The organism is Klebsiella sp. 10982 (genome assembly GCF_048589245.1).
GTDB lineage: Bacteria > Pseudomonadota > Gammaproteobacteria > Enterobacterales > Enterobacteriaceae > Klebsiella > Klebsiella quasivariicola.
The window spans coordinates 119,359-142,244 of the sequence record NZ_JBMAXV010000006.1 but is presented as its reverse complement, the minus strand read 5'-3'; the positions used below and the strand labels follow the sequence as shown (position 1 = coordinate 142,244).

Genomic DNA, 22,886 nt, shown 5'->3' with positions numbered 1-22,886 from the left:
ATTATTTCTCTCCCGTATATTTCATCGACAAAACTGTGGGGTTAGTGATGTTTAAGCGTTTCTTTATTACAGGTACAGACACCTCTGTCGGGAAGACAGTGGTTACCCGTGCGCTGTTGCAGGCACTTGCTGCCAGAGGCAAAAGCGTGGCCGGGTACAAGCCTGTGGCGAAGGGCAGCAAAGAGACGCCGGACGGTTTGCGCAACAAAGACGCGCTGGTACTGCAGAGCGTCTCCACGCTGGCGTTACCCTATGAGGCGGTCAATCCTATCGCCCTGAGTGAAGACGAAAGCAGCGTGGCGCACAGCTGTCCGATTAACTATGGTCTGTTGTCAGATGGTTTGCAGCGGCTTAGCGGGCAGGTCGAGCATGTGGTGGTCGAAGGCACCGGCGGCTGGCGCAGCCTGATGAACGACCTGCGACCGCTCTCCGAGTGGGTGGTGCAGGAGCAGCTCCCGGTACTGATGGTGGTGGGGATCCAGGAAGGGTGCATTAATCATGCGCTGCTTACCGCCCAGGCGATCGCTAATGACGGGCTGCCGCTGATCGGCTGGGTGGCCAACCGGATCAACCCCGGTCTGGCGCACTATGCTGAAATCATCAATGTACTCAGCAAAAAGCTGCCGGCACCGCTGATTGGCGAACTGCCGTATTTGCCGCGCGCCGAACAGCGTGAGCTGAGCCGTTACGTCGATTTAGACATGCTCGGCAACGTGATGGCGATAGATCGAATCCCGGCGTAACGTCCGCGACAGCACTGACGCCACGACGCAGGTTATCAGCAGGCCGGGCAGCAGGACATACTGCCCGGTCATCTCACAAATCATCAATGTCGACATGATCGGCGCATGGGTGGTAGCGGCCAGAAACGCCGCCATACCCGTCAGCCCCATCAGGATGGCTATCTCCTCATTTCCCGCTAACCACAGCCCGCTGAGGTGGGCAAACAGCATGCCCATCGCCAGGCCGACAAACAGCGTGGGGGTAAAGACCCCGCCGGGCGCACCGGAACCGCTGCTGGCCAGCACCGCCAACAGTTTGCACAGGAACACGGCGAGCAATAGCGCGCCGGGCGGCGGTACCAGCAAATAGCTTTGCACTACGCTGTAGCCGTTGCCCCATACCGCCGGAGTGAGGAGCGATAAGCCACCGACAATCAGCCCGCCCAGCGCCAGCTGCCACGGCGGAGACAGTTTCAGTTTGACGAATCCGCGGTGGCTGTAGTCCATCAGCCAGATAAACAGTGGCCCACACACCCCGGCCAGCAGCCCGGTGGCCAGCATTAAGCCATAGTGCAGCGCATTGAGGTTCTGCTGCAGGACGACGTGATACAGCGGCGCGGCGCCGCCATTGAGAAACTGCGTCAACAGCAGGGCGACCACCGCCGAGATAACCACCGGCCCGAGCGAGGCCAGCATCAGCGTACCGAAGAGGATCTCGGCGATAAACAGGCTTCCGGCCAGCGGGGCATGATAGGCGCTGGCCATCCCGGCGGCGGCGCCGCAGGCGACCCATAGCTTCCATTCACTCTGCGACGTGAAGCGGCGGGCAAACAGCGAAGCCGCCAGCGCGGCCAGCAGGATCATGGCGCCTTCCCGGCCAATGGCGCTGCCGGTGACGACCACCAGCAGCGAGGCCAGCGATTTCACCAGGCTTGCCGGGGTATCGAAACAGCCATCGCCGGTTTCCAGCGCTTCCATGTAATCGGTGGCGGCATGAGGGCGCGTGACGCTGCGACGCTGCCAGAGCCAGAGTAAGGTTCCTGCCGCCAGGCCACCCAGCGCCGGGGTAATCAGCCGCCGCCACGCCGGCAGCGACTGTGCGGCGTTGACCAGGCTCCCGCTGTCATTGCCAAGAAACAGCGTTTCCAGCACCACCATGGCGTGGCGAAATAGCGCCACCGCCAGCGCGGCGAGAAGACCAATTAGGGTGGCGATCAGCAGGCGGCGAAACATCACCTGCACATCAGGATAGGGATGGAGACGGTGCATCACTCACGGCAAGGTTCGGAAAACATGGCCTTATTGTGATAGGGAATAACCTTAGATGCAAAAGCGATAAGTGCGGGGGAAGGGCTGAAAAGTGGCAAAATAATACCGCGCCGGATACCGGCGCGGTGAAAGGATTAACGATAGAGCGGTTTCTCCGCCACGGCGATCGGCAGATTCTCCTGCCATTGCGCCAGGGTCGTCTGCGCCAGCTGACCCAGCGTCTGGTAGAAGGGGTGGGCGGCGTGTTCGACAAAAACGCGCAGGAAGCGCCCGGACCACGGCAGCAGATGCCAGGCCAGCAGTTGAGCAAACAACGCATCCTGCTCGGTTTCGCACAGCCATGCCGCCAGGAGTAGCAAGGTGCCGAAATGATCTTCGGGTTCGTTGCCATCGCCCTGCAGCGCGATGCCGTTCTCGCGCATCCACTGGCGCAGGGCCAGCGTGGAATCGCCAAACAGCACCGACTCTTTATCCAGCCAAACCGAGCCCCAGGGCGGCGCCGGCAGGGCCCACGGCCCGATAAACAGGCGCTGCCAGGCTTCAGGCAACGTCTCTTCCGCCGATGCGGTAAACCCTGACGCCAGCGGGGCCGCTACCGGGAAGGGCCACTGCTGCTGCCAGCTCCCGTCCTGGAAGGCGGCGACCAGCGGCGCAATTTCCACGCTATTCGGCGCATAAGAGAACAGCGCGCCCAGGGTGCGGGCGCTTAACGCGACAGCGTCGCGATTTGGGAACGGCATCATGACATTATTCCTTACTGCGGCGCGCTCGAGCGCCGTCTCATTAACCGGCAACCGCCATACCGACGGTCATATGCAGACCATAAAACAGTCCGCGGCCTATACATTCAGCGATCAACACCAGCAGCAGACCAACCAGCAGCCCCACGGCGCGCGGCGGCTGGCGGCGGATCAGTGGACAGAGCCAGCAGCCAAGACCCAGGGCCAGCAGGATCAGGCGCAACGCCTGGAGTTTGCCGTAGTCTGGCAGCAGGGTGGCTGCCTGCTGGACTGGGCTGTGGATGGCGCCGAGCCCGGCGCTTTGCATAACGATCACCGCGGCGCTGATCGCCAGCGCGGCCACGCTCAGTCCGGCAAAAAACCAGCCGTTAAAGTCGACTTTCGCCAGCCGCAGCAGCAGGGCGGCAAACAGCGGCCCGCTGAGCAGCACCGTCAGAAAGAACGCGCTGGTGGTATAGCCATTGTACCATGTCGGCACGGTATCGATTTGATAGACCCGGGTCATCGCCAGCACAAACAGCAGGCCCAACAGCAGAGTGACGATCAGCCAGACTTTTCCCAGCGCTGCCGGCATTTTCCCCAGCACCGCCAGCAACCACCAGAATCCACCCACGGCGAAGAACAAGGCGCCGCTGGCGATTTCGTTGCTCAGCGCCGAAGCGCCGACGCGATTCAGCGAGTTAAACGCGCGCAGCGGTGAGCCGAGATGCATCACCGAAGCAAGAAAACCGATGCCCATCAGCAGCCAGATAAAAAACATGCAGCGCACCAGCCGCTGTCTTGCGGCGTGCTGGTCCGCGAGCGACAGCCAGCCGAGGCCGCTAACGATGATCGCGCCAACCACGCATTGCCCCAGCACCGTAAACAGCACCAGCGGCCATTCATGCCATCCGCTTCCCATCTCACACCTCCTTCGGATTCGCCAGGTAACCGGTGGTATCACCACACGGCCGGGCATTGGCGTTAGGTTTGATCACAATGCTCGGCCGGGTGAAGTGCGCCGACGGCAGCGGCGCCACCGCGGCCAGCTGGCCGTGCTTTGCGCGCAGCTCGGCAATCGGACCGAAATCAAGCGCCCGCAGCGGGCAGGACTCGACGCAGATCGGTTTTTTCCCCTCGGCGACGCGCTCATGGCAGCCATCGCACTTGGTCATATGGCCTTTGTCGGCGTTGTACTGCGGCGCGCCGTAGGGACAGGCCATATGGCAGTAGCGGCAGCCAATACAGACATCTTCGTTGACCACCACAAAACCGTCTTCGCGCTTGTGCATTGCGCCGCTCGGACAGACCTTGGTACAGGCCGGATCTTCGCAGTGGTTGCAGGCGATGGAGAGGTAATAAGCAAAAACGTTCTGTTGCCAGACGCCGTTGTCCTCCTGCCAGTCGCCGCCGGCATATTCGTAAATACGGCGGAAGCTGACCTCGGGTGTGAGATTCTTGTAGTCCTTACAGGCCAGCTCGCAGGTCTTGCACCCGGTACAGCGAGCGGAGTCGATAAAGAATCCATATTGCGTGCTCATGGTTTACTCCTTACACCTTCTCGATGTCGACCAGGTTGGTATGCTGCGGACTCCCCTTCGCCAGCGGCGACGGACGGTGGGTGGTCAGGGTATTCATGCAGGCGCCATGGTCGACCCGATCGCCGGCCATATTGGCGTCGTGCCAGGCGCCCTGGCCCATCGCTGAGACCCCCGGCATGATGCGCGGGGTCACTTTCGCCGGAAGACGGACTTCGCCGCGCGGGTTGAACACCCGCACCAGATCGCCGTTTTTAATCCCGCGTTTCTCGGCATCGAGCGGGTTGATCCACACTTCCTGACGGCAGGCGGCCTGCAGCACGTCCACATTGCCATAGCTGGAATGGGTGCGCGCTTTATAGTGAAAACCAAACAGCTGCAGCGGGTACTGACTGCGCAACGGATCGTCCCAGCCTTCAAATGTGGAGGCGTAGATCGGCAGTGGGCTGATGACTTCGTCTTTCTCCAGCTGCCAGCGCGCGGCAATCTCGGCGAGCCGACTGGAGTAGATTTCAATTTTGCCGGACGGCGTTTTGAGCGGATGCGCGTCGGGATCGCGGCGGAAATCCTGGTAAGCGACGAAGTGGCCGTTCGGATCTTTACGCTTGTAGATGCCCATCTGCTTCAGGTCGTCGTAGTCCGGCAGCGCCGGATCTTTCGCCACCATTTTGGCATACAGATATTGCAACCACTGTTCCTGGGTGCGCCCCTCGGTAAAGCGCTGGTATACGTCGTCGCCGAGTCGTTTCGCGACTTCACTTAAGATCCAGTAAATCGGTTTGCGTTCGAACTTCGCCGAGGTGGCGGGCTGGATAAAAATCAGATAGCCCATATTGCCCGCGTAATCATTAGGGATGATATCTTCCTGCTCGACGGTCATCAGGTCGGGCAGCAGCAGGTCGGCATATTTCGCCGAGGAGGTCATAAAGTTGTCGATAACCACGATGGTTTCGCATTTACTCTCATCCTGCAGAATATCGTGGGTCTTATTGATGTCGGAGTGCTGGTTAATGATGGTGTTGCCCGCATAGTTCCACAGGAACTTGATCGGCACATCCAGCTTCTCTTTGCCGCGCACGCCGTCGCGGGTGGCGGTCATCTCCGGGCCACGGGCAATGGCGTCGGTCCAGGTGAAGCAGGAGATGGCGGTCTTGACCGGGTTTTCCAGCACCGGCAGGCGCTCAATGGTGATGGTGTAGGTTGACTCGCGGGCGCCGCTGTTGCCGCCGTTAATGCCGACGTTGCCGGTTAAGATCGGCAGCATGGCGATCGCCCGGGCGGAAAGCTCACCGTTGGCCTGGCGCTGCGGTCCCCAGCCCTGGCAGATGTACGCCGGTTTGCTCATACCGATTTCGCGTGCCAGTTTGATGATGCGATCGGCAGGGATACCGGTAATGCGCGAGGCCCACTGCGGCGTTTTGGCGATCCCGTCATCGCCTTCGCCGAGAATATAGGCCTTATAATGGCCGTTGGCCGGGGCGCCTTCCGGCAGCGTTTTCTCGTCGTAGCCAACGCAGTATTTATCGAGAAAAGGCTGGTCCACCAGATTTTCGTTAATCAGCACCCAGGCGATACCGGCCACCAGTGCGGCGTCGGTGCCGGGGCGAATAGGGATCCACTCATCTTCCCGACCGGCGGCGGTATCGGTGTAGCGCGGATCGATAACGATCATCCGGGCGTTCGAGCGCTCGCGGGCCTGCTCCAGATACCAGGTTATACCGCCGCCGCTCATCCGGGTTTCCGCCGGGTTGTTGCCGAACATCACCACCAGCTTACTGTTTTCAATATCCGAGGTGCTGTTGCCGTCGTTACTGCCGTAGGTGTAGGGCATGGCGCAGGCAATCTGGGCGGTACTGTAGGTACCGTACTGATTGAGCGAGCCGCCGTAACAGTTCATCAGCCGCGTGACCGGCGAAGCGGAAGGCGACGAGCGGGTGATGTTGCCGCCGACAATTCCCGAAGAGTAGTTAATGTACACCGCTTCATTACCGTACTGCGCCACCACGCTTTTCAGGCGGTCGGCGAGGGTATCCAGCGCCTCCTGCCAGCTGATGCGGACAAATTTGCCTTCTCCGCGTTTACCAACGCGTTTCATCGGGTAGTTAAGGCGATCCGGGTGGTTAATGCGCCGGCGAATTGAACGCCCGCGCAGGCAGGCGCGCACCTGATGGTCGCCGTAGCGGTCGTCGCCGGTGTTATCTGTCTCAACGTAAATAACCTCGTCATCCCGCACGTGCAATCGCAACGCGCAGCGGCTGCCGCAGTTAACCGAACAGGCACCCCAGACGACGCGGGTCGTGTCGCCGGTAGCCTGCTGCACTGCCGCCGCGGCGCTGCGCAGCGTAAAGGGCAGGGTGAGGCCGCCGGCGGCCAGCGCCAGAGAACCGAGGGCTGTGGATTTGATGAGCGCGCGTCGGGTGACGCCGCCGGGAGATTCCTGATTCGACATTGCTCACTCCATGATAGTTATGCTGTGCGGAGAAGGGCCGCCCGCGTCATCAACAGACGCAGGGGTGAGCGATAATACGTTATGGGTAGCCAGCAGATCTTATCCCTGGTCAACCAGAGATAAGATCTTTCATTTGAAAGCCGGGAAAGGCTTACTGAGTGTCGCTTTCGACGGGGGTATCGCTGTTACGCGTATAGGTGATTTTAAAGGTGTCATTGGCGCAATGTCCCACTACCTGAACGCCGGCCTGATCTGCCTGATCGTTGGGCACAATGGCCAGGCTGAAGGCCGTTTCCGGTACGCCATTATTGATGATCTTTTGCTGTATTTCGGTCTTTACCCGTTCACAGGAATCGGGCGCGGCCAGCACGGTGGTGGAGCACAGCAGTAGTGCGGCGCCTGTCCACAGGGATAGTTTCATCTTACGCTCCTTATCGATGTTATCCAGAATTAAGCATAGCAGAACTGGTGTAAACAATTGTATTTGCTAATATGATCGGATGTACACAAAAGGAATCGCCTGTGAAAAGATTGTATTGGCTGATCCCGGCAGCGCTGCTGCTGACGGCGTGCGACCGCCAAAGCGCTCCGGAAGTCTTCACCCCGGAGATGGCGAGTTTTTCCAATGAATTTGAGTTCGATCCGCTGCGTGGGCCGGTGAAAGATTTCAGCCAGACGCTACTGGATGAACACGATGTGGTGGTAAAAAAGGTAAGCGCTCAGCTGTCAAAAGAGGGGTGTTTTGATCTCCTGACCCTGGAAGATAGGGAGAACAATACCGGCGCCACGCTGCTGCTGGACGCCAACTATTATGTCGATGGACGCACCCACGAGAAGCGGCTACGGTTGCAGGGCAAGTGTCAACTGGCAGAGATGCCCGCCGCCGGGGTGATCTGGGAGACGGATGAGAACGGTTTTATTATTAGCGCCCGCGGCAAAGAGACCACCGCCACCTATCGTTATGACAGCGATGGCTATCCGCTGGGAAAAACCACCACTGCCAAAGAAGAGCAATTTACCGTTGCCTCCACGCCGTCGAAGGACCCTCGCAAGAAAATGGACTATACCGCCATTAGCACCTTCAACGAACGCACGCTGGGCACGGTGCGCCAGACCTGCGACTACGATCGCCACGACAATCCGCTGAGCTGTGAACTGCAGGTTATCGATGAAAGCGTGCAGCCGCCGCTGACCCGCCACTACACGATTAAAAACCGCATCGACTATTACTGAGCCGTCGGCTTCAGCAGAGAGGGGCCGGGTGTTTTGTGCTCGGCCAGATACTGATGCTGGAACAGACACATGCGGATGGTGTTGCGGTACTCGCCGTTAATGAAAAACTCATGGATCAGTTCACCCTCGACCATAAAGCCGAGCTTGCGGTAAATATGGATCGCTTTTTCATTCTCTTTATCGACGATCAGATACAGCTTATACAGATTGAGCACGGTAAAGCCATAGTCCATGGCCAGCCGCGCGGCGCGTGTGGCGAGGCCTTTTCCCTGGAATTCAGGGGAGATGATGATCTGGAACTCGGCCCGGCGGTGCACATGGTTGATCTCAACCAGCTCGACCAGTCCGGCTTTATCGCCGTTGCATTCGATGACAAAGCGGCGCTCACTTTGATCGTGAATATGTTTGTCGTAGAGATCGGAAAGTTCAACGAAGGCCTCATATGGCTCTTCAAACCAGTAGCGCATTACGCTGGCGTTGTTATCGAGCTGGTGGACAAAGCGCAAATCTTCGCGCTCAAGGGGGCGGAGTCTGACGTGTAGCGCGTCGGTCATGGGTGATCCTGTGGTTAAAGCTGAACAGAACAATAGGAAAGGCGGCGCCCGCAGGCGCCAGCGTTGTCAGGTGGCAGATCAGGGATTGATAGCCCGACCGGTGCGACGGTCAAGGCAGCGCAGGGTGTTCGGCTCCCAGTAGGCGTTGACGTTGGCGCTTTTCTGGCAGTTATCCTGCGCGTCGAAAGCGACATCGGTTTTGTCCCACTCTTTTTCCGCCCGTTTATTTACTTTCTGGCGCAGGCTGCGGGTGTCGTTCCATTGCTCTTTTTCCATCGACGCCTGCTGCCGGCTTTGCGCGCTGTCGCCAGATTCAATCACCAGCCGGTCGGTAGCGGCAAACGAGCTGGAGGTGTAGACCACGGCGCTTAACGCCAGAATGGCGGTCAGGCACCAGCGTTTGTTCAGTGTCATGTTCATCACGATTTCCTTTAAGTGATGGGTTAACCCTCAGGTTAAGTTTACTACAGCTCTTTTACCGGGCATAGCCGACAAAACAGCGTGGGGCAGGCGCCATTATCGCGTAGAATAGTTCAACGGCTGGTCTCTTTTACGAATCTTTTAATGCTCAAAACAACGCTGCTGTTCTTCGCTACTGCCCTGTGTGAAATCATCGGCTGTTATCTGCCATGGTTATGGTTAAAACGCGGGGCCACGCCGCTCTTGCTGATCCCCACCGCTCTGGCCCTGGCGCTCTTCGTCTGGCTCCTGACGCTCCATCCTGCCGCCAGCGGACGGGTGTATGCCGCTTACGGTGGGGTCTACGTCTGTACCGCATTGCTCTGGCTGCGGGTGGTGGACGGGGTCAAACTGAGCTTTTACGACTGGGCGGGGGCGTCCATCGCCCTGTGTGGGATGCTGATTATCGTGGCGGGCTGGGGACGGGCGTGAATCACCTGTGTGATCCCGGCCACCTTTTTTAACCCTGATTCTTGTATGGTAGTCGACCTGTTGCCTTACTTATCAGACATCATATTTGGTTATGACTCTGTAAGGAACAATGATGGCCATCGATACACTTACCGCCCATCCGGGCGCGACGCCTGTGCGCATCCGCCGGGTGCAGAAGATCACGTTAACGCTGTTATTTATCGCCGGTATCGTTAACTTTCTTGATCGCTCTTCGCTCAGTGTCGCCGGGGAGGCGATACGCGCCGATCTGGGGCTGAGCGCCACCGAGTTCGGGGTACTGCTCTCCGCCTTCTCGCTCTCCTACGGCTTTGCGCAACTGCCGTCTGGTATTTTGCTCGATCGCGTCGGGCCGCGGATTGTGCTGGGCGCCGGACTGATTTTCTGGTCTGCGATGCAGGCCCTGACCGGAATGGTCAATTCGTTTTCACATTTTATTTTGCTGCGCATTGGGCTCGGGATCGGCGAAGCGCCGTTTATGCCTGCCGGCGTGAAATCGATCAACGACTGGTATGCGCAAAGAGAGCGCGGCACGGCGGTAGGGATTTTTAACTCCTCGACGGTGCTGGGTCAGGCCATCGCACCGCCGGCCCTGGTCATTATGCAGCTGGCCTGGGGCTGGCGGATGATGTTTGTGGTGATTGGCTTAGCCGGGATCTTGGTCGGTCTGTGCTGGTATGTCGGCTACCGAAACCGCCGGCACTTCTCCCTGCAGGAGGAGGAGCAGCGCTATCTGGCCAGCGAGGAGGTGGCCCGCCCGGCGCTGAAGTTCAGTGAGTGGCTGGCGCTGTTCAAACGGCGCACCACCTGGGGGATGATCCTGGGCTTCTCCGGTGTGAACTACACCGGCTGGTTATATATCGCCTGGCTGCCCGGCTATTTGCAGGCGCAGCAAGGGTTAAGCCTGGCGCGCACCGGCTGGGTGGCGGCGATCCCGTTCCTTGCCGCGGCGGTGGGCATGTGGGTCAACGGCCTGGTGGTTGATGCCCTGGCGCGCAGAGGCTACGATCTGGCGAAGACCCGCAAAACGGCGATCGTTATCGGTCTGGTGCTGTCGGCGCTGGGGACCCTGCTGGTGGTGCAATCGTCCACCCCGACCCAGGCGGTCGCTTTCATCTCCATGGCGTTATTCTGCGTTCATTTCGCCGGGACCTCGGCCTGGGGACTGGTGCAGGTGCTGGTGGCGGAACACAAAGTGGCCTCGGTGGCAGCTATTCAGAACTTTGGCAGTTTTGTGTTTGCCTCGTTCGCGCCGATCGTCACCGGATGGGTAGTGGATACCACCCATTCTTTCAATCTGGCGCTGGTCATCGCCGCCGGGGTGACCTTTGCCGGAGCGCTCTGCTACTTCTTTATCGTCAGAACCCGCATTGACTAACGACACTCGTTAAGCCGTTAACAGCAGGCCCGCAGGGACGCGGGGCCGCCATGTTCTTCCCTTTCCGTTGCCTTTTACTACCCCGTCCCTGCGGTGAGGGTAGCCAGCCATGCCCGAAACATTATCAGGTAAGATCTTCTTGTATGGTAGTTGACAGAAATCAAAGATGTTATACCAATTGCGTGAGAAGGTGGGTGGCACAAAGGCATTCTCCTCGAGAGTTCTCCCCGAGAATGGTTGATGAGACACATAACAATGAGAGTCATCATGGAAAACACCCTCTTAACCGCTCGCGCCACGCTGCCTGGCTACGATCGCAGCGCACTGATCCCCCGTATTGTCCACCTTGGCTTTGGCGCGTTTCACCGTGCCCATCAGGCGGTGTACGCCGATATGCTGGCCAGCGACCACGGTAGCGACTGGGGCTATACCGAAGTGAATTTGATTGGTGGCGAACAACAAATCGCCGATCTGAAACAGCAGGACCTGCTGTTTACCGTAGCCGAAATGTCCGCCGACGCGTGGACGGCGCGCGTGGTCGGCGTCGTGAAGCAGGCCCTGCATGCGCAGGTCGACGGACTCGAAACGGTGCTGGCGGCGATGTGTGAGCCGCAGGTGGCCATTGTCTCCCTGACCATTACTGAGAAAGGCTATTGCCACTCTCCGGCCAGCGGTGAGTTGCAGCTCGATCATCCGCTGATCGTCGCCGATCTGCAGAACCCGCATCAGCCGAAATCGGCGCCGGGCGTGGTGGTGGAGGCCTTAGCTCGCCGTAAAAAAGCGGGCCTGCCTGCTTTTACCGTGATGTCCTGCGATAACATGCCGGAAAATGGCCACGTCATGCGCAACGTCGTCTGCGCCTACGCCCGGGCATTAGACGAGGATCTTGCCGCGTGGATTGCACAGAACGTGACCTTCCCGTCGACGATGGTGGACCGGATTGTCCCGGCCGTTACGCCGGAAACCCTCGATAAAATTGCACAGCTGACCGGGGTACGCGACCCGGCCGGGGTGGCCTGCGAACCCTTCCGTCAGTGGGTCATTGAGGATAATTTTGTTGCCGGGCGTCCGCAGTGGGAAAAAGCGGGGGCGGAACTGGTCGCTGACGTGGTGCCTTTCGAAGAGATGAAGCTGAGAATGCTCAATGGCAGCCATTCGTTCCTCGCTTATCTCGGCTATCTGGCCGGTTATCAGCATATTAACGACTGCATGCAGGACGACAACTACCGTCGTGCGGCGCTGTCGCTGATGCTGGACGAACAGGCGCCAACGCTGAAGGTGAAGGGGGTGGATCTCTCACGCTATGCCAGTTTGCTGATCGACCGTTACAGTAATCCGGCGCTGAAGCACCGTACCTGGCAGATTGCCATGGACGGCAGCCAGAAACTGCCGCAGAGGATGCTGGACTCGGTGCGCTGGCATCTGCTGCACCAGCGTGATTTTACGCTGCTGGCGCTGGGTGTGGCAGGGTGGATGCGCTACGTCGGCGGTGTTGACGATGCGGGTCAGGCAATCGAAATATGCGACCCGTTGCTGCCGGTTATCCAGCAGGCGGTGGCCGCGAGCGCCGATGGCGAAGCGCGAGTCAAAGCGCTGCTGGGCATTGAGGCGATTTTCGGCGTGGAACTGCCACAGGAAGCACGCTTTGTCGCGGCGGTGACCCGTGCCTACTTAGCGCTACAGCGGCAGGGGGCCAAAGCCACCGTTGCCGCCTGGGCCGAGGCGCAATAAGTATTTTCCGGTGTCGGCCTGGGGCCGACACCGGCTGTTCTGCTATTACTAGCACGTTCCGCTGATATTTCCTTTTTTTTGCTGTCGATCGCTTTTGCTGGGCGGAAAATATGATCGAACGCAATGTCTATACATAACTCTATATTTCCCTGATTTACTAAAGATAATTTGGCCTTATTTTTCCGAATAATGGCTGGTATTTCAGCGCCAGAATGGCATAGTTAAGTCATTGAAAAAGAACTTTCTCTGGAAAAGGAGTACGGGCCATGTATAAAAAAATTTTATTGCCTGTTGATGTCTTTGAAATGGATTTAAGTGACAAAGCAGTGCGTCACGCGGAATTCCTCGCCACTGCGGAAAACGGTGAAATCACATTGCTCAACGTGCTGCCGAACAGCAGTCGTTCGCTATTACGCGGCTTTACGGCGGATATTCGTAAATTCGAAGCCTATATGAAAGAAGAGTCGGAGAAAAAGATGCGCGAGGTAGCGCGACTGTTCGACATCCCGATGTCGCGGATCCATACCCGGGTGGTGTTTGGTAACGTGCGTGATGAAATTCTGGCTATCAGCAACAACGAAGAGTTCGATGTGATCGTGGTGGGCTCGCGCAAACCGGGCATTTCTACCCATCTGCTGGGCTCCAACGCCGAGTCCATTCTGCGCTACGCCAAAACGCCGGTGCTGGTGGTCAGATAACCCCCTCAGTCTCGACGGCTGCGAGCATCTTTCGCAGCCGTCTGAACGTTACTCTTCGCTAAACCAGTCGCGATTTTCCTGGCGGATCAGCAGTACGGATTCGCTGATTTCATGCAAATGGACATTCATCGCCTGTTCAACGGCGACGGCGTCGCGTTTTTCCAGCGCGCTGAAAATCTCATGGTGCTGACGCAAAAGCATCTCCGGAGAGGTGATATGGTCCAGGCTCATGTAGCGCACACGGTCAATTGCCGCTTTAATATTTTCTACGGTATCCCACGCCAGCTGACAGTCGGCAATAACTGACAGTTTCTGGTGAAATTCATCATCGAGCAGGAAAAAATCGTTTAATTGCTGCCGGTCGACGGCAATACGCTGCTGATGGAGATTCTGTTCCAGCTGATAAATTTGCTCATCGTTAATCATGCCCGCGGCACGGCGGACCACCGCGCACTCAATCGCCTGACGGACAAAGCAACCATTGCGTACTTGCGACAACGAAATTTTATTAACGTAGCTGCCGCGCTGGGGACGTATCTGGATAAGCCCGTTTTCCGCCAGCTTGATGAAGGCCTCGCGCACCGGCTGACGCGACACATCAAAACGCACGGAGACTTCTTTCTCCGACAGCGGCGTGCCTGGCGGGATCAGGCAGTGAACGATATCCCGACGAAGGATGCGGTAAATTTGCTGATTGACGGGTTGTGTCGGATTCAGTTGCGTTTCTGCGGCCATTGATGGTTACTTTTTAAGGGATTATGCGCACTATTTTACGCGTTTTTTGCGGTTCCGCCCATACCCGGCCCGCAGGCCGGGTGGCTGGCGGTTAGCCCTGACGGTGGACGCTGAGTCCGGCAAAGCTCTGGCTGACCGGCATCATTTCCAGGGTGTTAATGTTGACGTGTTTTGGCAGGGTGGCGACCCACCAGACCGCTTCAGTCACATCTTCCGGAGTCAGCGCTTCGGTGTTCTCGTAAGTTTTGCCGGCTTTGGCATCATCACCTTTAAAACGAACATTCGAGAACTCGGTGCCACCGACCAGACCTGGCTCGATGTCGGTGACGCGAACCGCGGTGCCGTGCAGGTCGGTGCGCAGATTGAGACTGAACTGGCGGACGAAGGCTTTGGTCGCGCCATAGACGTTGCCGCCAGCGTAAGGCCAGCTGCCCGCCGTGGAGCCGATATTGATGATATGCCCGCGATTGCGTTCCACCATTCCCGGCAGGACGGCGCGGGTCATATACACCAGCCCTTTATTATTTGTGTCGATCATATCTTCCCAGTCTTCTACGCTGGCGCGATGCGCTGGCTCCAGACCGAGCGCCAGGCCGGCGTTGTTTACCAGCACGTCAATCGCCTGCCATTCGGCGGGCAGGTTAGCGATCAGCGTCTCGATGGCGGCGCGGTTGCGGACGTCCAGTTGCGCAATATAAAGGTTATCGCCCAGTTCGTCTTTCAGCGTCTTCAGGCGCTCTTCGCGACGTCCGGTAGCAATCACTTTATGACCGTTAGCGATAAAACGGCGAGTAATACTTTCACCAAAACCGGCGGTGGCGCCGGTGACCATGATAATCATCTTATTGTTCCTCAACGCTTTTTGTGTTTTCATACCATAGCACGCGCAGACGGCGACCGGTAACGGAAATCATTGCGACCCCTTAAGGAGAAGCCTAATCTTACAGAATTAGCCTGTGCAGGAGAAAAAGATGTCTGAGCGTAACCCCTTTCTGAGCGTCAGTTTATTGCCTTACCAGGCGCCGCCGTTTGATCTGATCCAGGACAGTCACTATCGTCCGGCATTTGATGAGGGCGTCCGCCAGCAGCGCGCCGAGATCCGCGCTATTATCGACAATCCACAGCCGGCAAATTTTGCCAATACGCTTGAGGCATTGGAGCAGAGCGGGCAATTGCTGGCGCGGGTTACGCGAGTGTTTTTCGCCATGGCCGGCGCCCATACCAATCCGTTTATTCAGTCTCTGGATGAACAATTTTCCGCCGAGCTTGCCGAGCTGGGAAACGACATCTGGCTTAACGAGGCCTTATTTCAACGAGTCAATACCGTCTACCAGCAGCGCGATGCGCTGACGCTGGATAGCGAATCCCACCGTCTTCTGACCCAGACATGGCACCGTTTTGTTCACGCCGGGGCGACGCTGACGCCCGGGCAAAAGGCGGTACTACGCACGCTGAATACCGAAGCGGCCACGCTGCAAAGCCAGTTCCAGCAGCGACTGCTGGGAGCGGCTAAAAGCGGCGGCTTGGTCGTTGATTACCGGCATCAACTGGATGGCCTGACCGAAGAGGAGATGGCGGCGGCGGCAGACGCAGCGCGGGAAAGAGGGCTCAGCGACCGCTGGTTGTTGACGCTGACCAATACCACCCAGCAGCCGCTACTGCTTTCGCTGCGCGACCGGCAAACGCGGGAGAACCTCTTTAACGCCGGCTGGACCCGCAATCAGCAGGGCGATGAGCATGATACCCGTGGCCTGGTGCTGCGACTGGCGGCGATCCGCGCGCAGCAGGCGGAGCTGCTGGGGGCGGCCGATTACGCCAGCTGGGCGCTGACCGATCAAATGGCGGCTTCCCCGGCAGAGGCATTGACCTTTATGCGCCGGATCGCGCCGGCGGCGCGGGCGAGGGCGGAACGCGAGCTGGCGGACATCCAGCAGGTTATCGACAACGAAGGTGGCGAGTTTGACGCACAGGCATGGGACTGGCTTTATTACAGCGAGCAGGTGCGTCGGGCCGCCTTCGCCATCGATGACGCGCAGCTAAAACCTTATTTCTCCCTCGAGCGCGTATTGCATGACGGGGTATTCTGGACGGCCTCCCGGCTCTTTGGTATCCGCTTTGTCGAGCGCTTCGATATCCCGGTTTATCACCCGGATGTGCGGGTCTGGGAGATCTTCGATTGTAACGGTGAAGGTATGGCGCTGTTTTACGGCGACTATTATGCGCGGGATTCAAAAAGCGGTGGCGCGTGGATGGATGTGTTTGTCGAGCAGTCGACCCTGCAAGAGCAGCGACCGGTTATCTACAATGTGTGCAATTACGCCCGGCCGCAGACCGGGCAGAGCGCGCTACTGTCCTGGGATGAGGTGATCACCCTGTTCCATGAATTTGGTCATACCCTGCACGGGCTGTTTGCCAGCCAGCGCTACGCCAGCCTTGCCGGAACCAATACCCCGCGGGATTTTGTCGAGTTTCCGTCACAGATCTTCGAACACTGGGCCAGCCAGCCGCAGGTGTTTGCTCATTATGCGAAGCACTATCAGTCCGGTGAACCGATGCCGGAGGCGCTGCGCGACAATATGCTGCGTACCGCCACTTTCAATAAAGGGTACGACATGAGCGAACTGTTGGCTGCCGCACTGCTTGATATGCGCTGGCATAGCCTGTCGACCTCGGCGTTACCGGAAGACGTCGACGCGTTTGAGCAGAAGATATTGCGGGATGAACAGCTGGATCTGGCGGCAGTACCCCCGCGCTATCGCAGCAGCTACTTCTCTCACATCTTCGGCGGCGGCTATGCGGCTGGCTATTACGCCTATCTGTGGACGCAGATGCTGGCCGACGATGGTTATCAGTGGTTCGTGGAGCAGGGGGGATTGACCCGCGAGAACGGCCAGCGTTTCCGCGACGCGATTTTGTCACGCGGAAACAGTACTGATTTAGCGGAACTTTATCGCCAGTGGCGCGGGCACGATCCGCAAATTGAACCGATGCTGAAAAACCGCGGGTTGAGCGCGTAGCGGGATTTACGCCTGAAATGTAATCTGCAGCAACACCGCTCGCCGACAGGTCTACCTTCGGCAGCGGTGTTTTCGCCAGAGTGGCGCTATCCGTCGTGTCACGGTGGCTTTATCGCTTAGCTTTTAGCGTTACGTCTGATTTAACGCATTTTACGATTAATTTTTAAGACCTCAAACAGCCGCCGAAAGCTAAAAATAATGTCAGTTATTTTATTAACATTCGGAATTATCCTACAAGGCTTTACCTTTATCTTAAAGGCATGGCGTCGGGTTGTTTTTGAAAACTTATACCCCTTATTATCTCTGCAGTATCTTTATCTTTGGAAAGGTCATGCATGAGTAATTTTCTGTTATTAGTTCTCACTGTGGTGCTGTTGTTAATATCATTATTTTTTGGCCTTTCATATGTTAAGGAGCGAAGAAAACTGAAGATGCGGTTTAACAAAACCCGTCGTTAGCGGTTTCTGCCCGAGGATAGCGCATGGGCGACGGATGAAAATATCGCAAGCTCTTGCCTGGTGTCGATTTGGAATTTTTTCATTATATTAATTTTATGTGAAAATACCGTTTTGTGGCTGATACCCAGCTCTTGCGCTATCTGCTGGTTGCTCATTCCCGTATTTATCGCGTCGATAATAAAAAGCTGTGACTTGGTCAATGTTAACCTCGGGCATTTAAGACAGCGGCGGCTGTCTGGTTCCGATTCGATAATTTTGGGCCTGATTAACTCCGCCAGACGATAAGCGATCAGCTTTTTAAGACTGTGTAGATCGGTATTTTTATTGATAAAAGTCGCATTCTGCAGACAAAGCGGTAGCCGGTCAGCGCGTACAAGTTCGGTTTTGGAAACAAAAATGAAAATACGGCTCTGACGAGGAGTTTTCTTGAATAATGGGTGGCATAGATAATGCTCGCCGCTTTCCATTTCAGTAAACAACATATCAACCAGATTAATGGTGTCAGGGCTGTAGGCGTGCAGTAAAAAGGGAGTGCAAATATTCTCTTCATTGGCGATTTCGAGAAGAAGTTCGCAAACCCCTCGTTTCAGGAAAATATTCTCAGTGTTAATTAAAAAATCAGGCATAGTGGTGGTAGACACAAAGTCAATAAATGTTGATGAGCTAATTTCCCAGCAGGCGTGCTTTATGGATATGGGATTAGGATATTTCTAATACACAGCAAAAGCAACAAGTCCAATTTTGGACCTGTTGTTCAATTATTATAATTATTCTTTTTGAATCATAGGGTTGTGAGTCATTGTTATGTTTAGGTTTTCAATAGTTTGGCACAAACTGCTTAAATTGCTTATTCAGCGCACATTAATTTTAGGTCCTGATAGATTAATTCAAGCAATACATTCACTATATGAATTGTTTTTTCAGAAAAAAAAGGTACAACCATGCTTCCTGAGTCAGCGTTGCCAGAATAAGGCGTGTGGTGGTTATTACGGGGAGAGAACATGTTTCGCCGCTGCAGAAGAGGGATGGCAACGGCGTGCCAAAGGATCAGTTATCCGGGTTGTTCGAGACGCTTTTCCACACCATTCCCAGGCCGAACAACATCGACGCGAGGAGGGCGAACAGACTGGTGGTGATAAAAATGCCGATCATAATGAGACCTCAATGAGTGCGTATGCATTCTGTTAGGCACGGGCTCACAAGAAAGGTTCCTTCCTGCTGCAGCTATATTTCCACCAGTGGTCCAGGCAGGCCGGGCACCCGGTCAATGGAGGCAATGCACCTTCGTTCGGCGATGTAAGTGGCCGACGTTTGTACGACGCTGCTCTGGTACTGGCACAGAGGCGCTGGGGGCCTGTAGCGTGTGGCGCTCGGGTTGTTGACAATACCCCCGACAGATTATATATACATGTCGCTTCTGTTTATTGAATGTTAAACAGCATCAGTTATGGGATGCAGAAGCGCTAACGCCCCCGCCGTCCGGCGGGGGTTATTTCAGGGCGTGGTGTATATAGCCACGTCGCTGGAAAGAAAAATTTTTATTTCCGCCCTTGAAAAATGCCCAATGGATATTATTTTATATAGCGGACAAGCAATGCTTGCCTTTATGTTGAGCTTTTGAATGGATATTCAGGAGGTTAATTATGGCACTCAAAACCTTGTCAGCACTCCCCGTTTTTGCTGATTCTCTTTTTGCCGATCGTTTTAACCGCATTGATCGCCTTTTCAGCCAGTTAACAGGCGACACGCCGGTGGGTACATTACCGGCTTATGATTTACAGAAAGTCGATGACAGCAATTTCCTGCTCAGCGTCAGCGTGCCTGGCTGGAAAGACGAGGAGCTGGAAATAGAAACCGTTGGGGGCAATCTGCATATTTCCGGCAAACGCCAGGAAACTGAACCCTCGACAGACAGCGGTGAACGCTGGATTTATAAAGGCATCCGCCGCGCTAATTTCCAGCTCAGTTTCTCTCTTCCTGAGCATGCCCAGATCAATCAGGCGCAGCTGGATAAGGGGATCTTAAAAATAGCCATTCACCAGGAGATCCCTGAGAGTGAAAAACCGCGCAAAATCGCCATCGAGAATCAGGGCCGGGTGATTGAACACAAGGTATGATTCGCTGTTTGCGTTGGGTAAATACTGTCAAGGCCCGCGGTGTTGCGGGCCTTTTTTATGGGGAGTGCGGCCTGCCAGGGGAGGAGAAACCCCGTATGCTATTCTGTTTACTGACGCTGTAAGGCTTTTATTCCTGTTACTGGCGGTGAGGACTCACAATGACTGACGAGAACGGAGACTATCTGAAAACCACCCAGGCGCTGACGGCAGAAGTGGCCCAGGCGCTGATCGCGCGCGGATGGCGACTGACGACAGCGGAATCCTGCACCGGGGGTAATCTGGCGGCCGCGCTCTGTGCGCAGGCGGATACTGCGGCCTTTTATGATACCGGCGTCGTGACCTTTAGCGATGAGGCCAAGCGTCATGTGCTGCAGGTTCGTGAGGAAACGCTGGCAGTCCACAGCGCCGTCAGCGAAGCCTGCGTCAAGGAGATGTCCGCCGGTATTCTGGAGATTGCCAGGGCCGATATTGCTATCGCCATTAGCGGCTATGCCGGCCCGGAAGGAGGAGAAGATGGTACTCCCGCTGGTACCGTATGGTTCGCGTGGAATTTTCGCGGCCAGACTGAAACCAAAAGGATGTGCTTTGCCGGCGACTGCGAGGCGGTGTTGGCGCAGGCAGTGCGTTACGCCCTGTCAGCGCTGGGTGAAAAGCTTCCCCACTGGCAGTGAAGCGCCCCGGCCCGTCGACCTTACAGGTCGGTGGTCTGGCGCGCCACCGGCCAGTGAATGTCTCCGATACCGTTAAGACACGGTCGCGAGAAGAGAAACCCCTGAAACAGGCGAATGCCGACCGACTGCAGCCAGCACCACTCTTCGAGGGTTTCGACGCCCTCGGCGACGACGGTAATACCCAGATCCTCGCAGCAACGGACCACCGAGGCGACGATCGCCTGTTTAGTGCCACTGATATGAATATTGCGCACCAGATCTGCATCTACTTTGATTTTATCAGGCTGAAAGCGGGTCAGTAGCGACAGCCCGGAATAGCCTGCGCCAAAGTCATCGATGGCCACTCTCATGCCAGCAACGCGCAGCGCTTTCAGCACCTTACGGAACTGATCGAAGCAGGAGATAACTTCTGTCTCGGTGACCTCAATCAGTACCTGATTCGGTCTGAGACCCGCAGCCTGCAGACTGTCCATAAGCCAGCCTACCGCGTCAGGATGGTTATACAGCGACCCGGGCAACAGGTTGATCGCCAGTTGCTGCTTGCCGAGCGGCAACTGGCCGGCGAGAGAAAAAGCAAAGGCCTTGCTCTCCAGATCAAACCGGTACCGATCCTCCGCAGGGACGGCGGCAAACATTTCCACCGGCGAACCCCCGGTTGGGCTGCGGATCAGCGCCTCATAGGAAGAGACCCTTTTTTTAGCCGGCTCAACAATCGCCTGCAGCGCAAACTGGCAGGGTTGACCGGGAAGATTGCGCGGCGGCACGGTGGTAGAGGAGGGCATCATCGTCCAGCGAGAGGGCTGCAAGGCGTCGGGCAGACAATAGCGTCCGCCATCGGCGATAAAGGCGCTTATCAGCCTGAACATACGGTCATTGACCGGTTCGGATTCGCCGAACGAGCTAAAGCGCAGGATTTCCTCCAGCGCGGCATCGTTTGCGTAATCGCGAAGATCCAGCTTGTGCATCCCAACGTTCAGGAAGCGGCGATAGGCCGAGTAGTCGCGCATGAGCTCCACCACGTCACGATGGCGCGAGTCGTGTTGTATTTCACTGAATAACGCCTCAAGGCTCTCCTCGTGCCCTTCCAGTACCTGGAAGAACTGCAGGCCATTAAAAAGTAAAATGCCGGTGATCCCCAGGGGTAAATTTTTGGCGCTGGCGTGAAGGATAAGGGCATCGAGATCGACGAGCGGGAGTGCAGGATCAACCTGGCTGCGGTAAATCAGGGTGGTTAGCATAGTTATTCCGGTCACTGTAGCAAGGTATAATGGCTTGTACAGCGCGTTAACAGGGAGGTATGGCCTGACCTCGGAGAGGGAAGCCTGCATTTTCCGACATTCAACCAACCGTGATGTCCGCTACGCGGAACGGGAGCTTCACTTTGTGATTCCCTTCACTCTACAGGGAATCATATATTTAGCTATCTTTTTCTCATCCTCAATGGAAAAAGGCCCTCACAGGCCTCTCATTCCCCTTCTGAAGTACTGGTGCAGCGTTTTAATTTGCTACTTAAAATCCGCCACTAGGAATTATCCTACCATAGTATTTCTCGCTCTCAAAAAGTGGTGTTGGTCTTGCCTGAATAAAATTGAGTGAATATTATCAGTCTAAATTAAATTATTTTATCAGGACTGACGGGAGCGATCTTTTTATTATTTTGCGCCTTGTTTTATGTCCCATTACTTCTTTATGTAAAGGTATTTCTTATATAAAGGAAAGACGTAAGAGACGATACGTCTTCCGTTCCAAACGATGACCTGTGAATGGGATAAACTAACGATTCGTATCAGCGTCTGGTGAGTAATTGCACAAGATTGTTAAATTGCTGGCGGCTATTCAAATTAAACTTACTCATAATATTCTTTTTATGCGAATGAATCGTTTTGTGACTAATTTTTAGCGCAGCGGCGACTTCATGCGGACTTAGGCCAATACTAAACGCGTAAATAACTTTGGTTTGCGCGTCGCTGACCGACTTACACGCGCAATTAATGCAACGCCGCAGGCGATTGAACGTCTGGTCTTGCCGCGATAGCAGAGGACGCTCAATTGCGTGAGCTATCTCATCTTTTAGACGCTGAACGCAAGCGTGAGGGGGCATAAACACCGCATGCCGTAGACAGTTGGGTAAACCCTCTTCGACGGTAATGTGTTCATTGTCCGGGAAAATAAAAAGCGAGTATTGTTCTGGGGCATGCTGAAAAAGATCATGACACAGGTACCATTCACCTGCGACCATTTCCGTGAATACCACATCAGCTTGCGCCATCGATCCTGCATCCCATTGTTGAGAAAACTGATAGTCTGGCCGCCCGGAGGCCTTCATCGCTTCATCAATTAGTTCCGCAATAGCGATCCGCAAATAGTGATTTTTTATATTGAACAAAAAATAAGTCATATAACTTCCCTGTGGGCATTAAATAACATGTCAGGATAAATTAAAGAATATAATGATGATGCAAAGACTATTTTTAGCCGAGGTAATCTAAGGGATGTTTTTCATTAATGCAATATCTGGCGAGGAAAGTAAGATAATGGTATATTGGCATGCGAAAATTCCTAATAAACAAAACGTTAAGCATATATATGCCGGTATTTTAAGTGGTTTCTTGTTTTTTTATTTTTGCGATGCATAAAAAGCTTAGTGCGGGCTACCACCTGTTGCTAAAATTAGCGGAGGACAAGAAT

25 protein-coding genes are annotated in these 22,886 nt (G+C 55.8%); 11 read left to right on the top strand and 14 right to left on the bottom strand.

Annotated elements, in window-relative coordinates; all coding sequences use genetic code 11:
* The first annotated feature begins 47 nt into the window (after nt 1-47).
* Complete coding sequence (gene bioD, locus ACKLKD_RS07630) at nt 48-743, top strand: dethiobiotin synthase (RefSeq protein WP_087805604.1); 696 nt, start codon at nt 48-50, stop codon at nt 741-743.
* Here bioD and clcB read toward each other — a convergent pair.
* The 6 genes from clcB to ACKLKD_RS07600 all read right to left on the bottom strand — a co-directional run bounded on the left by clcB (nt 696) and on the right by ACKLKD_RS07600 (nt 7,118).
* Complete coding sequence (gene clcB, locus ACKLKD_RS07625; RefSeq protein WP_080897405.1) at nt 696-1,991, bottom strand: voltage-gated ClC-type chloride channel ClcB; 1,296 nt, start codon at nt 1,989-1,991, stop codon at nt 696-698. The two genes, bioD and clcB, sit on opposite strands and share 48 nt — an antisense overlap.
* 134 nt (nt 1,992-2,125) lie before the next feature.
* Complete coding sequence (dmsD, locus tag ACKLKD_RS07620) at nt 2,126-2,734, bottom strand: Tat proofreading chaperone DmsD (protein ID WP_025712266.1); 609 nt, start codon at nt 2,732-2,734, stop codon at nt 2,126-2,128.
* Nucleotides 2,735-2,774: 40 nt separating this feature from the next.
* Nucleotides 2,775-3,632 (bottom strand): DmsC/YnfH family molybdoenzyme membrane anchor subunit, encoded by an 858-nt coding sequence (locus ACKLKD_RS07615; protein ID WP_025712265.1) that lies wholly within the window; start codon nt 3,630-3,632, stop codon nt 2,775-2,777.
* 1 nt (nt 3,633) lies between these two features.
* Nucleotides 3,634-4,251 carry a DMSO/selenate family reductase complex B subunit gene (locus ACKLKD_RS07610; protein ID WP_080897404.1) on the bottom strand — a complete coding sequence of 206 codons (618 nt, stop codon included), beginning with the start codon at nt 4,249-4,251 and terminating at the stop codon, nt 3,634-3,636.
* A 10-nt stretch (nt 4,252-4,261) separates the two neighbouring features.
* Complete coding sequence (gene ynfE / locus ACKLKD_RS07605; RefSeq protein ID WP_087805606.1) at nt 4,262-6,697, bottom strand: selenate/tellurate reductase subunit YnfE; 2,436 nt, start codon at nt 6,695-6,697, stop codon at nt 4,262-4,264.
* Nucleotides 6,698-6,848: 151 nt separating this feature from the next.
* Nucleotides 6,849-7,118, bottom strand: a complete 270-nt coding sequence (locus ACKLKD_RS07600; protein WP_080924579.1) for a DUF1161 domain-containing protein — start codon at nt 7,116-7,118, stop codon at nt 6,849-6,851.
* 101 nt (nt 7,119-7,219) lie between these two features.
* On the opposite strand from ACKLKD_RS07600, the gene ACKLKD_RS07595 reads away from it, so the two are divergent.
* Nucleotides 7,220-7,930, top strand: coding sequence for a YnfC family lipoprotein (locus tag ACKLKD_RS07595; protein WP_087805608.1), 711 nt, complete (start codon nt 7,220-7,222; stop codon nt 7,928-7,930).
* Here the strand turns inward: ACKLKD_RS07595 and speG are convergent.
* Together speG and ACKLKD_RS07585 are read right to left on the bottom strand one after the other, a co-directional pair.
* The gene (speG, locus tag ACKLKD_RS07590; protein WP_025712260.1) at nt 7,924-8,484 is read right to left on the bottom strand and encodes a spermidine N1-acetyltransferase; all 561 of its coding nucleotides are present in this window, start codon (nt 8,482-8,484) and stop codon (nt 7,924-7,926) included. The two genes, ACKLKD_RS07595 and speG, sit on opposite strands and share 7 nt — an antisense overlap.
* Nucleotides 8,485-8,562: 78 nt before the next feature.
* On the bottom strand, nt 8,563-8,904 hold the full coding sequence (locus ACKLKD_RS07585) for a DUF1283 family protein (protein ID WP_004206035.1): 342 nt from the start codon (nt 8,902-8,904) through the stop codon (nt 8,563-8,565).
* A 108-nt stretch (nt 8,905-9,012) separates the two neighbouring features.
* Between ACKLKD_RS07585 and ACKLKD_RS07580 the strand changes: the two genes are divergently transcribed.
* The 4 genes from ACKLKD_RS07580 (at nt 9,013) to ACKLKD_RS07565 (ending at nt 13,200) form a co-directional block, all read left to right on the top strand.
* Nucleotides 9,013-9,375 carry a YnfA family protein gene (locus ACKLKD_RS07580; protein WP_165931871.1) on the top strand — a complete coding sequence of 121 codons (363 nt, stop codon included), beginning with the start codon at nt 9,013-9,015 and terminating at the stop codon, nt 9,373-9,375.
* Nucleotides 9,376-9,487: 112 nt separating this feature from the next.
* Nucleotides 9,488-10,771 (top strand): MFS transporter, encoded by a 1,284-nt coding sequence (locus ACKLKD_RS07575; RefSeq protein ID WP_080924580.1) that lies wholly within the window; start codon nt 9,488-9,490, stop codon nt 10,769-10,771.
* Nucleotides 10,772-11,038: 267 nt separating this feature from the next.
* Complete coding sequence (locus tag ACKLKD_RS07570; protein ID WP_087805612.1) at nt 11,039-12,502, top strand: mannitol dehydrogenase family protein; 1,464 nt, start codon at nt 11,039-11,041, stop codon at nt 12,500-12,502.
* Nucleotides 12,503-12,768: 266 nt separating this feature from the next.
* On the top strand, nt 12,769-13,200 hold the full coding sequence (locus tag ACKLKD_RS07565; protein WP_008805007.1) for a universal stress protein: 432 nt from the start codon (nt 12,769-12,771) through the stop codon (nt 13,198-13,200).
* Nucleotides 13,201-13,248: 48 nt separating this feature from the next.
* Here the strand turns inward: ACKLKD_RS07565 and ACKLKD_RS07560 are convergent, their stop codons facing one another.
* Together ACKLKD_RS07560 and ydfG are read right to left on the bottom strand one after the other, a co-directional pair.
* Nucleotides 13,249-13,935 (bottom strand): GntR family transcriptional regulator, encoded by a 687-nt coding sequence (locus tag ACKLKD_RS07560; protein ID WP_025712255.1) that lies wholly within the window; start codon nt 13,933-13,935, stop codon nt 13,249-13,251.
* Nucleotides 13,936-14,026: 91 nt separating this feature from the next.
* The gene (gene ydfG / locus ACKLKD_RS07555; protein ID WP_025712254.1) at nt 14,027-14,776 is read right to left on the bottom strand and encodes a bifunctional NADP-dependent 3-hydroxy acid dehydrogenase/3-hydroxypropionate dehydrogenase YdfG; all 750 of its coding nucleotides are present in this window, start codon (nt 14,774-14,776) and stop codon (nt 14,027-14,029) included.
* Between the two features lie 130 nt (nt 14,777-14,906).
* On the opposite strand from ydfG, the gene dcp reads away from it, so the two are divergent.
* A complete protein-coding gene (gene dcp, locus ACKLKD_RS07550; RefSeq protein ID WP_025712253.1) occupies nt 14,907-16,952 on the top strand; it encodes a peptidyl-dipeptidase Dcp in 2,046 nt (681 codons plus the stop codon).
* A 335-nt stretch (nt 16,953-17,287) separates the two neighbouring features.
* Nucleotides 17,288-17,410, top strand: a complete 123-nt coding sequence (locus tag ACKLKD_RS07545; RefSeq protein ID WP_042929298.1) for a small membrane protein — start codon at nt 17,288-17,290, stop codon at nt 17,408-17,410.
* Here ACKLKD_RS07545 and ACKLKD_RS07540 read toward each other — a convergent pair.
* Nucleotides 17,407-18,036 (bottom strand): response regulator transcription factor, encoded by a 630-nt coding sequence (locus ACKLKD_RS07540; protein WP_080897401.1) that lies wholly within the window; start codon nt 18,034-18,036, stop codon nt 17,407-17,409. The two genes, ACKLKD_RS07545 and ACKLKD_RS07540, sit on opposite strands and share 4 nt — an antisense overlap.
* A 421-nt stretch (nt 18,037-18,457) precedes the next feature.
* Nucleotides 18,458-18,562, bottom strand: a complete 105-nt coding sequence (locus ACKLKD_RS07535) for a YnaM/YnfT family protein (RefSeq protein WP_275763443.1) — start codon at nt 18,560-18,562, stop codon at nt 18,458-18,460.
* A 491-nt stretch (nt 18,563-19,053) separates the two neighbouring features.
* Here ACKLKD_RS07535 and ACKLKD_RS07530 point away from each other — a divergent pair, with 491 nt between their 5' ends.
* A complete protein-coding gene (locus tag ACKLKD_RS07530) occupies nt 19,054-19,527 on the top strand; it encodes an Hsp20 family protein (RefSeq protein ID WP_042929297.1) in 474 nt (157 codons plus the stop codon).
* A 158-nt stretch (nt 19,528-19,685) separates the two neighbouring features.
* The gene (locus ACKLKD_RS07525) at nt 19,686-20,198 is read left to right on the top strand and encodes a 2-oxo-tetronate isomerase (RefSeq protein ID WP_025712250.1); all 513 of its coding nucleotides are present in this window, start codon (nt 19,686-19,688) and stop codon (nt 20,196-20,198) included.
* A 20-nt stretch (nt 20,199-20,218) separates the two neighbouring features.
* Here ACKLKD_RS07525 and ACKLKD_RS07520 read toward each other — a convergent pair whose 3' ends face one another.
* Complete coding sequence (locus ACKLKD_RS07520) at nt 20,219-21,436, bottom strand: diguanylate phosphodiesterase (RefSeq protein ID WP_025712249.1); 1,218 nt, start codon at nt 21,434-21,436, stop codon at nt 20,219-20,221.
* 350 nt (nt 21,437-21,786) lie between these two features.
* Between ACKLKD_RS07520 and ACKLKD_RS07515 the strand changes: the two genes are divergently transcribed.
* On the top strand, nt 21,787-21,954 hold the full coding sequence (locus ACKLKD_RS07515; RefSeq protein WP_201758064.1) for a small membrane protein: 168 nt from the start codon (nt 21,787-21,789) through the stop codon (nt 21,952-21,954).
* A 30-nt stretch (nt 21,955-21,984) separates the two neighbouring features.
* Here ACKLKD_RS07515 and kbvR read toward each other — a convergent pair whose 3' ends face one another.
* Nucleotides 21,985-22,596 carry a LuxR family transcriptional regulator KbvR gene (kbvR, locus tag ACKLKD_RS07510; RefSeq protein ID WP_025712248.1) on the bottom strand — a complete coding sequence of 204 codons (612 nt, stop codon included), beginning with the start codon at nt 22,594-22,596 and terminating at the stop codon, nt 21,985-21,987.
* Nucleotides 22,597-22,886: the final 290 nt, after the last annotated feature.

Coding starts and splice junctions, on each gene's coding strand:
- ACKLKD_RS07565 (WP_008805007.1), top strand. CDS start 12,769: ATGTATAAAAAAATTTTATTGCCTGTTGATGTCTTTGAAATGGATTTA.
- speG (WP_025712260.1), bottom strand. CDS start 8,484: ATGACCGACGCGCTACACGTCAGACTCCGCCCCCTTGAGCGCGAAGAT.
- ACKLKD_RS07545 (WP_042929298.1), top strand. CDS start 17,288: ATGAGTAATTTTCTGTTATTAGTTCTCACTGTGGTGCTGTTGTTAATA.
- bioD (WP_087805604.1), top strand. CDS start 48: ATGTTTAAGCGTTTCTTTATTACAGGTACAGACACCTCTGTCGGGAAG.
- kbvR (WP_025712248.1), bottom strand. CDS start 22,596: ATGACTTATTTTTTGTTCAATATAAAAAATCACTATTTGCGGATCGCT.
- ACKLKD_RS07600 (WP_080924579.1), bottom strand. CDS start 7,118: ATGAAACTATCCCTGTGGACAGGCGCCGCACTACTGCTGTGCTCCACC.
- ACKLKD_RS07540 (WP_080897401.1), bottom strand. CDS start 18,036: ATGCCTGATTTTTTAATTAACACTGAGAATATTTTCCTGAAACGAGGG.
- ACKLKD_RS07585 (WP_004206035.1), bottom strand. CDS start 8,904: ATGAACATGACACTGAACAAACGCTGGTGCCTGACCGCCATTCTGGCG.
- dmsD (WP_025712266.1), bottom strand. CDS start 2,734: ATGATGCCGTTCCCAAATCGCGACGCTGTCGCGTTAAGCGCCCGCACC.
- ACKLKD_RS07615 (WP_025712265.1), bottom strand. CDS start 3,632: ATGGGAAGCGGATGGCATGAATGGCCGCTGGTGCTGTTTACGGTGCTG.
- ynfE (WP_087805606.1), bottom strand. CDS start 6,697: ATGTCGAATCAGGAATCTCCCGGCGGCGTCACCCGACGCGCGCTCATC.
- ACKLKD_RS07525 (WP_025712250.1), top strand. CDS start 19,686: ATGACTGACGAGAACGGAGACTATCTGAAAACCACCCAGGCGCTGACG.
- ACKLKD_RS07570 (WP_087805612.1), top strand. CDS start 11,039: ATGGAAAACACCCTCTTAACCGCTCGCGCCACGCTGCCTGGCTACGAT.
- ydfG (WP_025712254.1), bottom strand. CDS start 14,776: ATGATTATCATGGTCACCGGCGCCACCGCCGGTTTTGGTGAAAGTATT.
- dcp (WP_025712253.1), top strand. CDS start 14,907: ATGTCTGAGCGTAACCCCTTTCTGAGCGTCAGTTTATTGCCTTACCAG.
- ACKLKD_RS07560 (WP_025712255.1), bottom strand. CDS start 13,935: ATGGCCGCAGAAACGCAACTGAATCCGACACAACCCGTCAATCAGCAA.
- ACKLKD_RS07530 (WP_042929297.1), top strand. CDS start 19,054: ATGGCACTCAAAACCTTGTCAGCACTCCCCGTTTTTGCTGATTCTCTT.
- clcB (WP_080897405.1), bottom strand. CDS start 1,991: ATGCACCGTCTCCATCCCTATCCTGATGTGCAGGTGATGTTTCGCCGC.
- ACKLKD_RS07520 (WP_025712249.1), bottom strand. CDS start 21,436: ATGCTAACCACCCTGATTTACCGCAGCCAGGTTGATCCTGCACTCCCG.
- ACKLKD_RS07535 (WP_275763443.1), bottom strand. CDS start 18,562: ATGATCGGCATTTTTATCACCACCAGTCTGTTCGCCCTCCTCGCGTCG.
- ACKLKD_RS07610 (WP_080897404.1), bottom strand. CDS start 4,251: ATGAGCACGCAATATGGATTCTTTATCGACTCCGCTCGCTGTACCGGG.
- ACKLKD_RS07575 (WP_080924580.1), top strand. CDS start 9,488: ATGGCCATCGATACACTTACCGCCCATCCGGGCGCGACGCCTGTGCGC.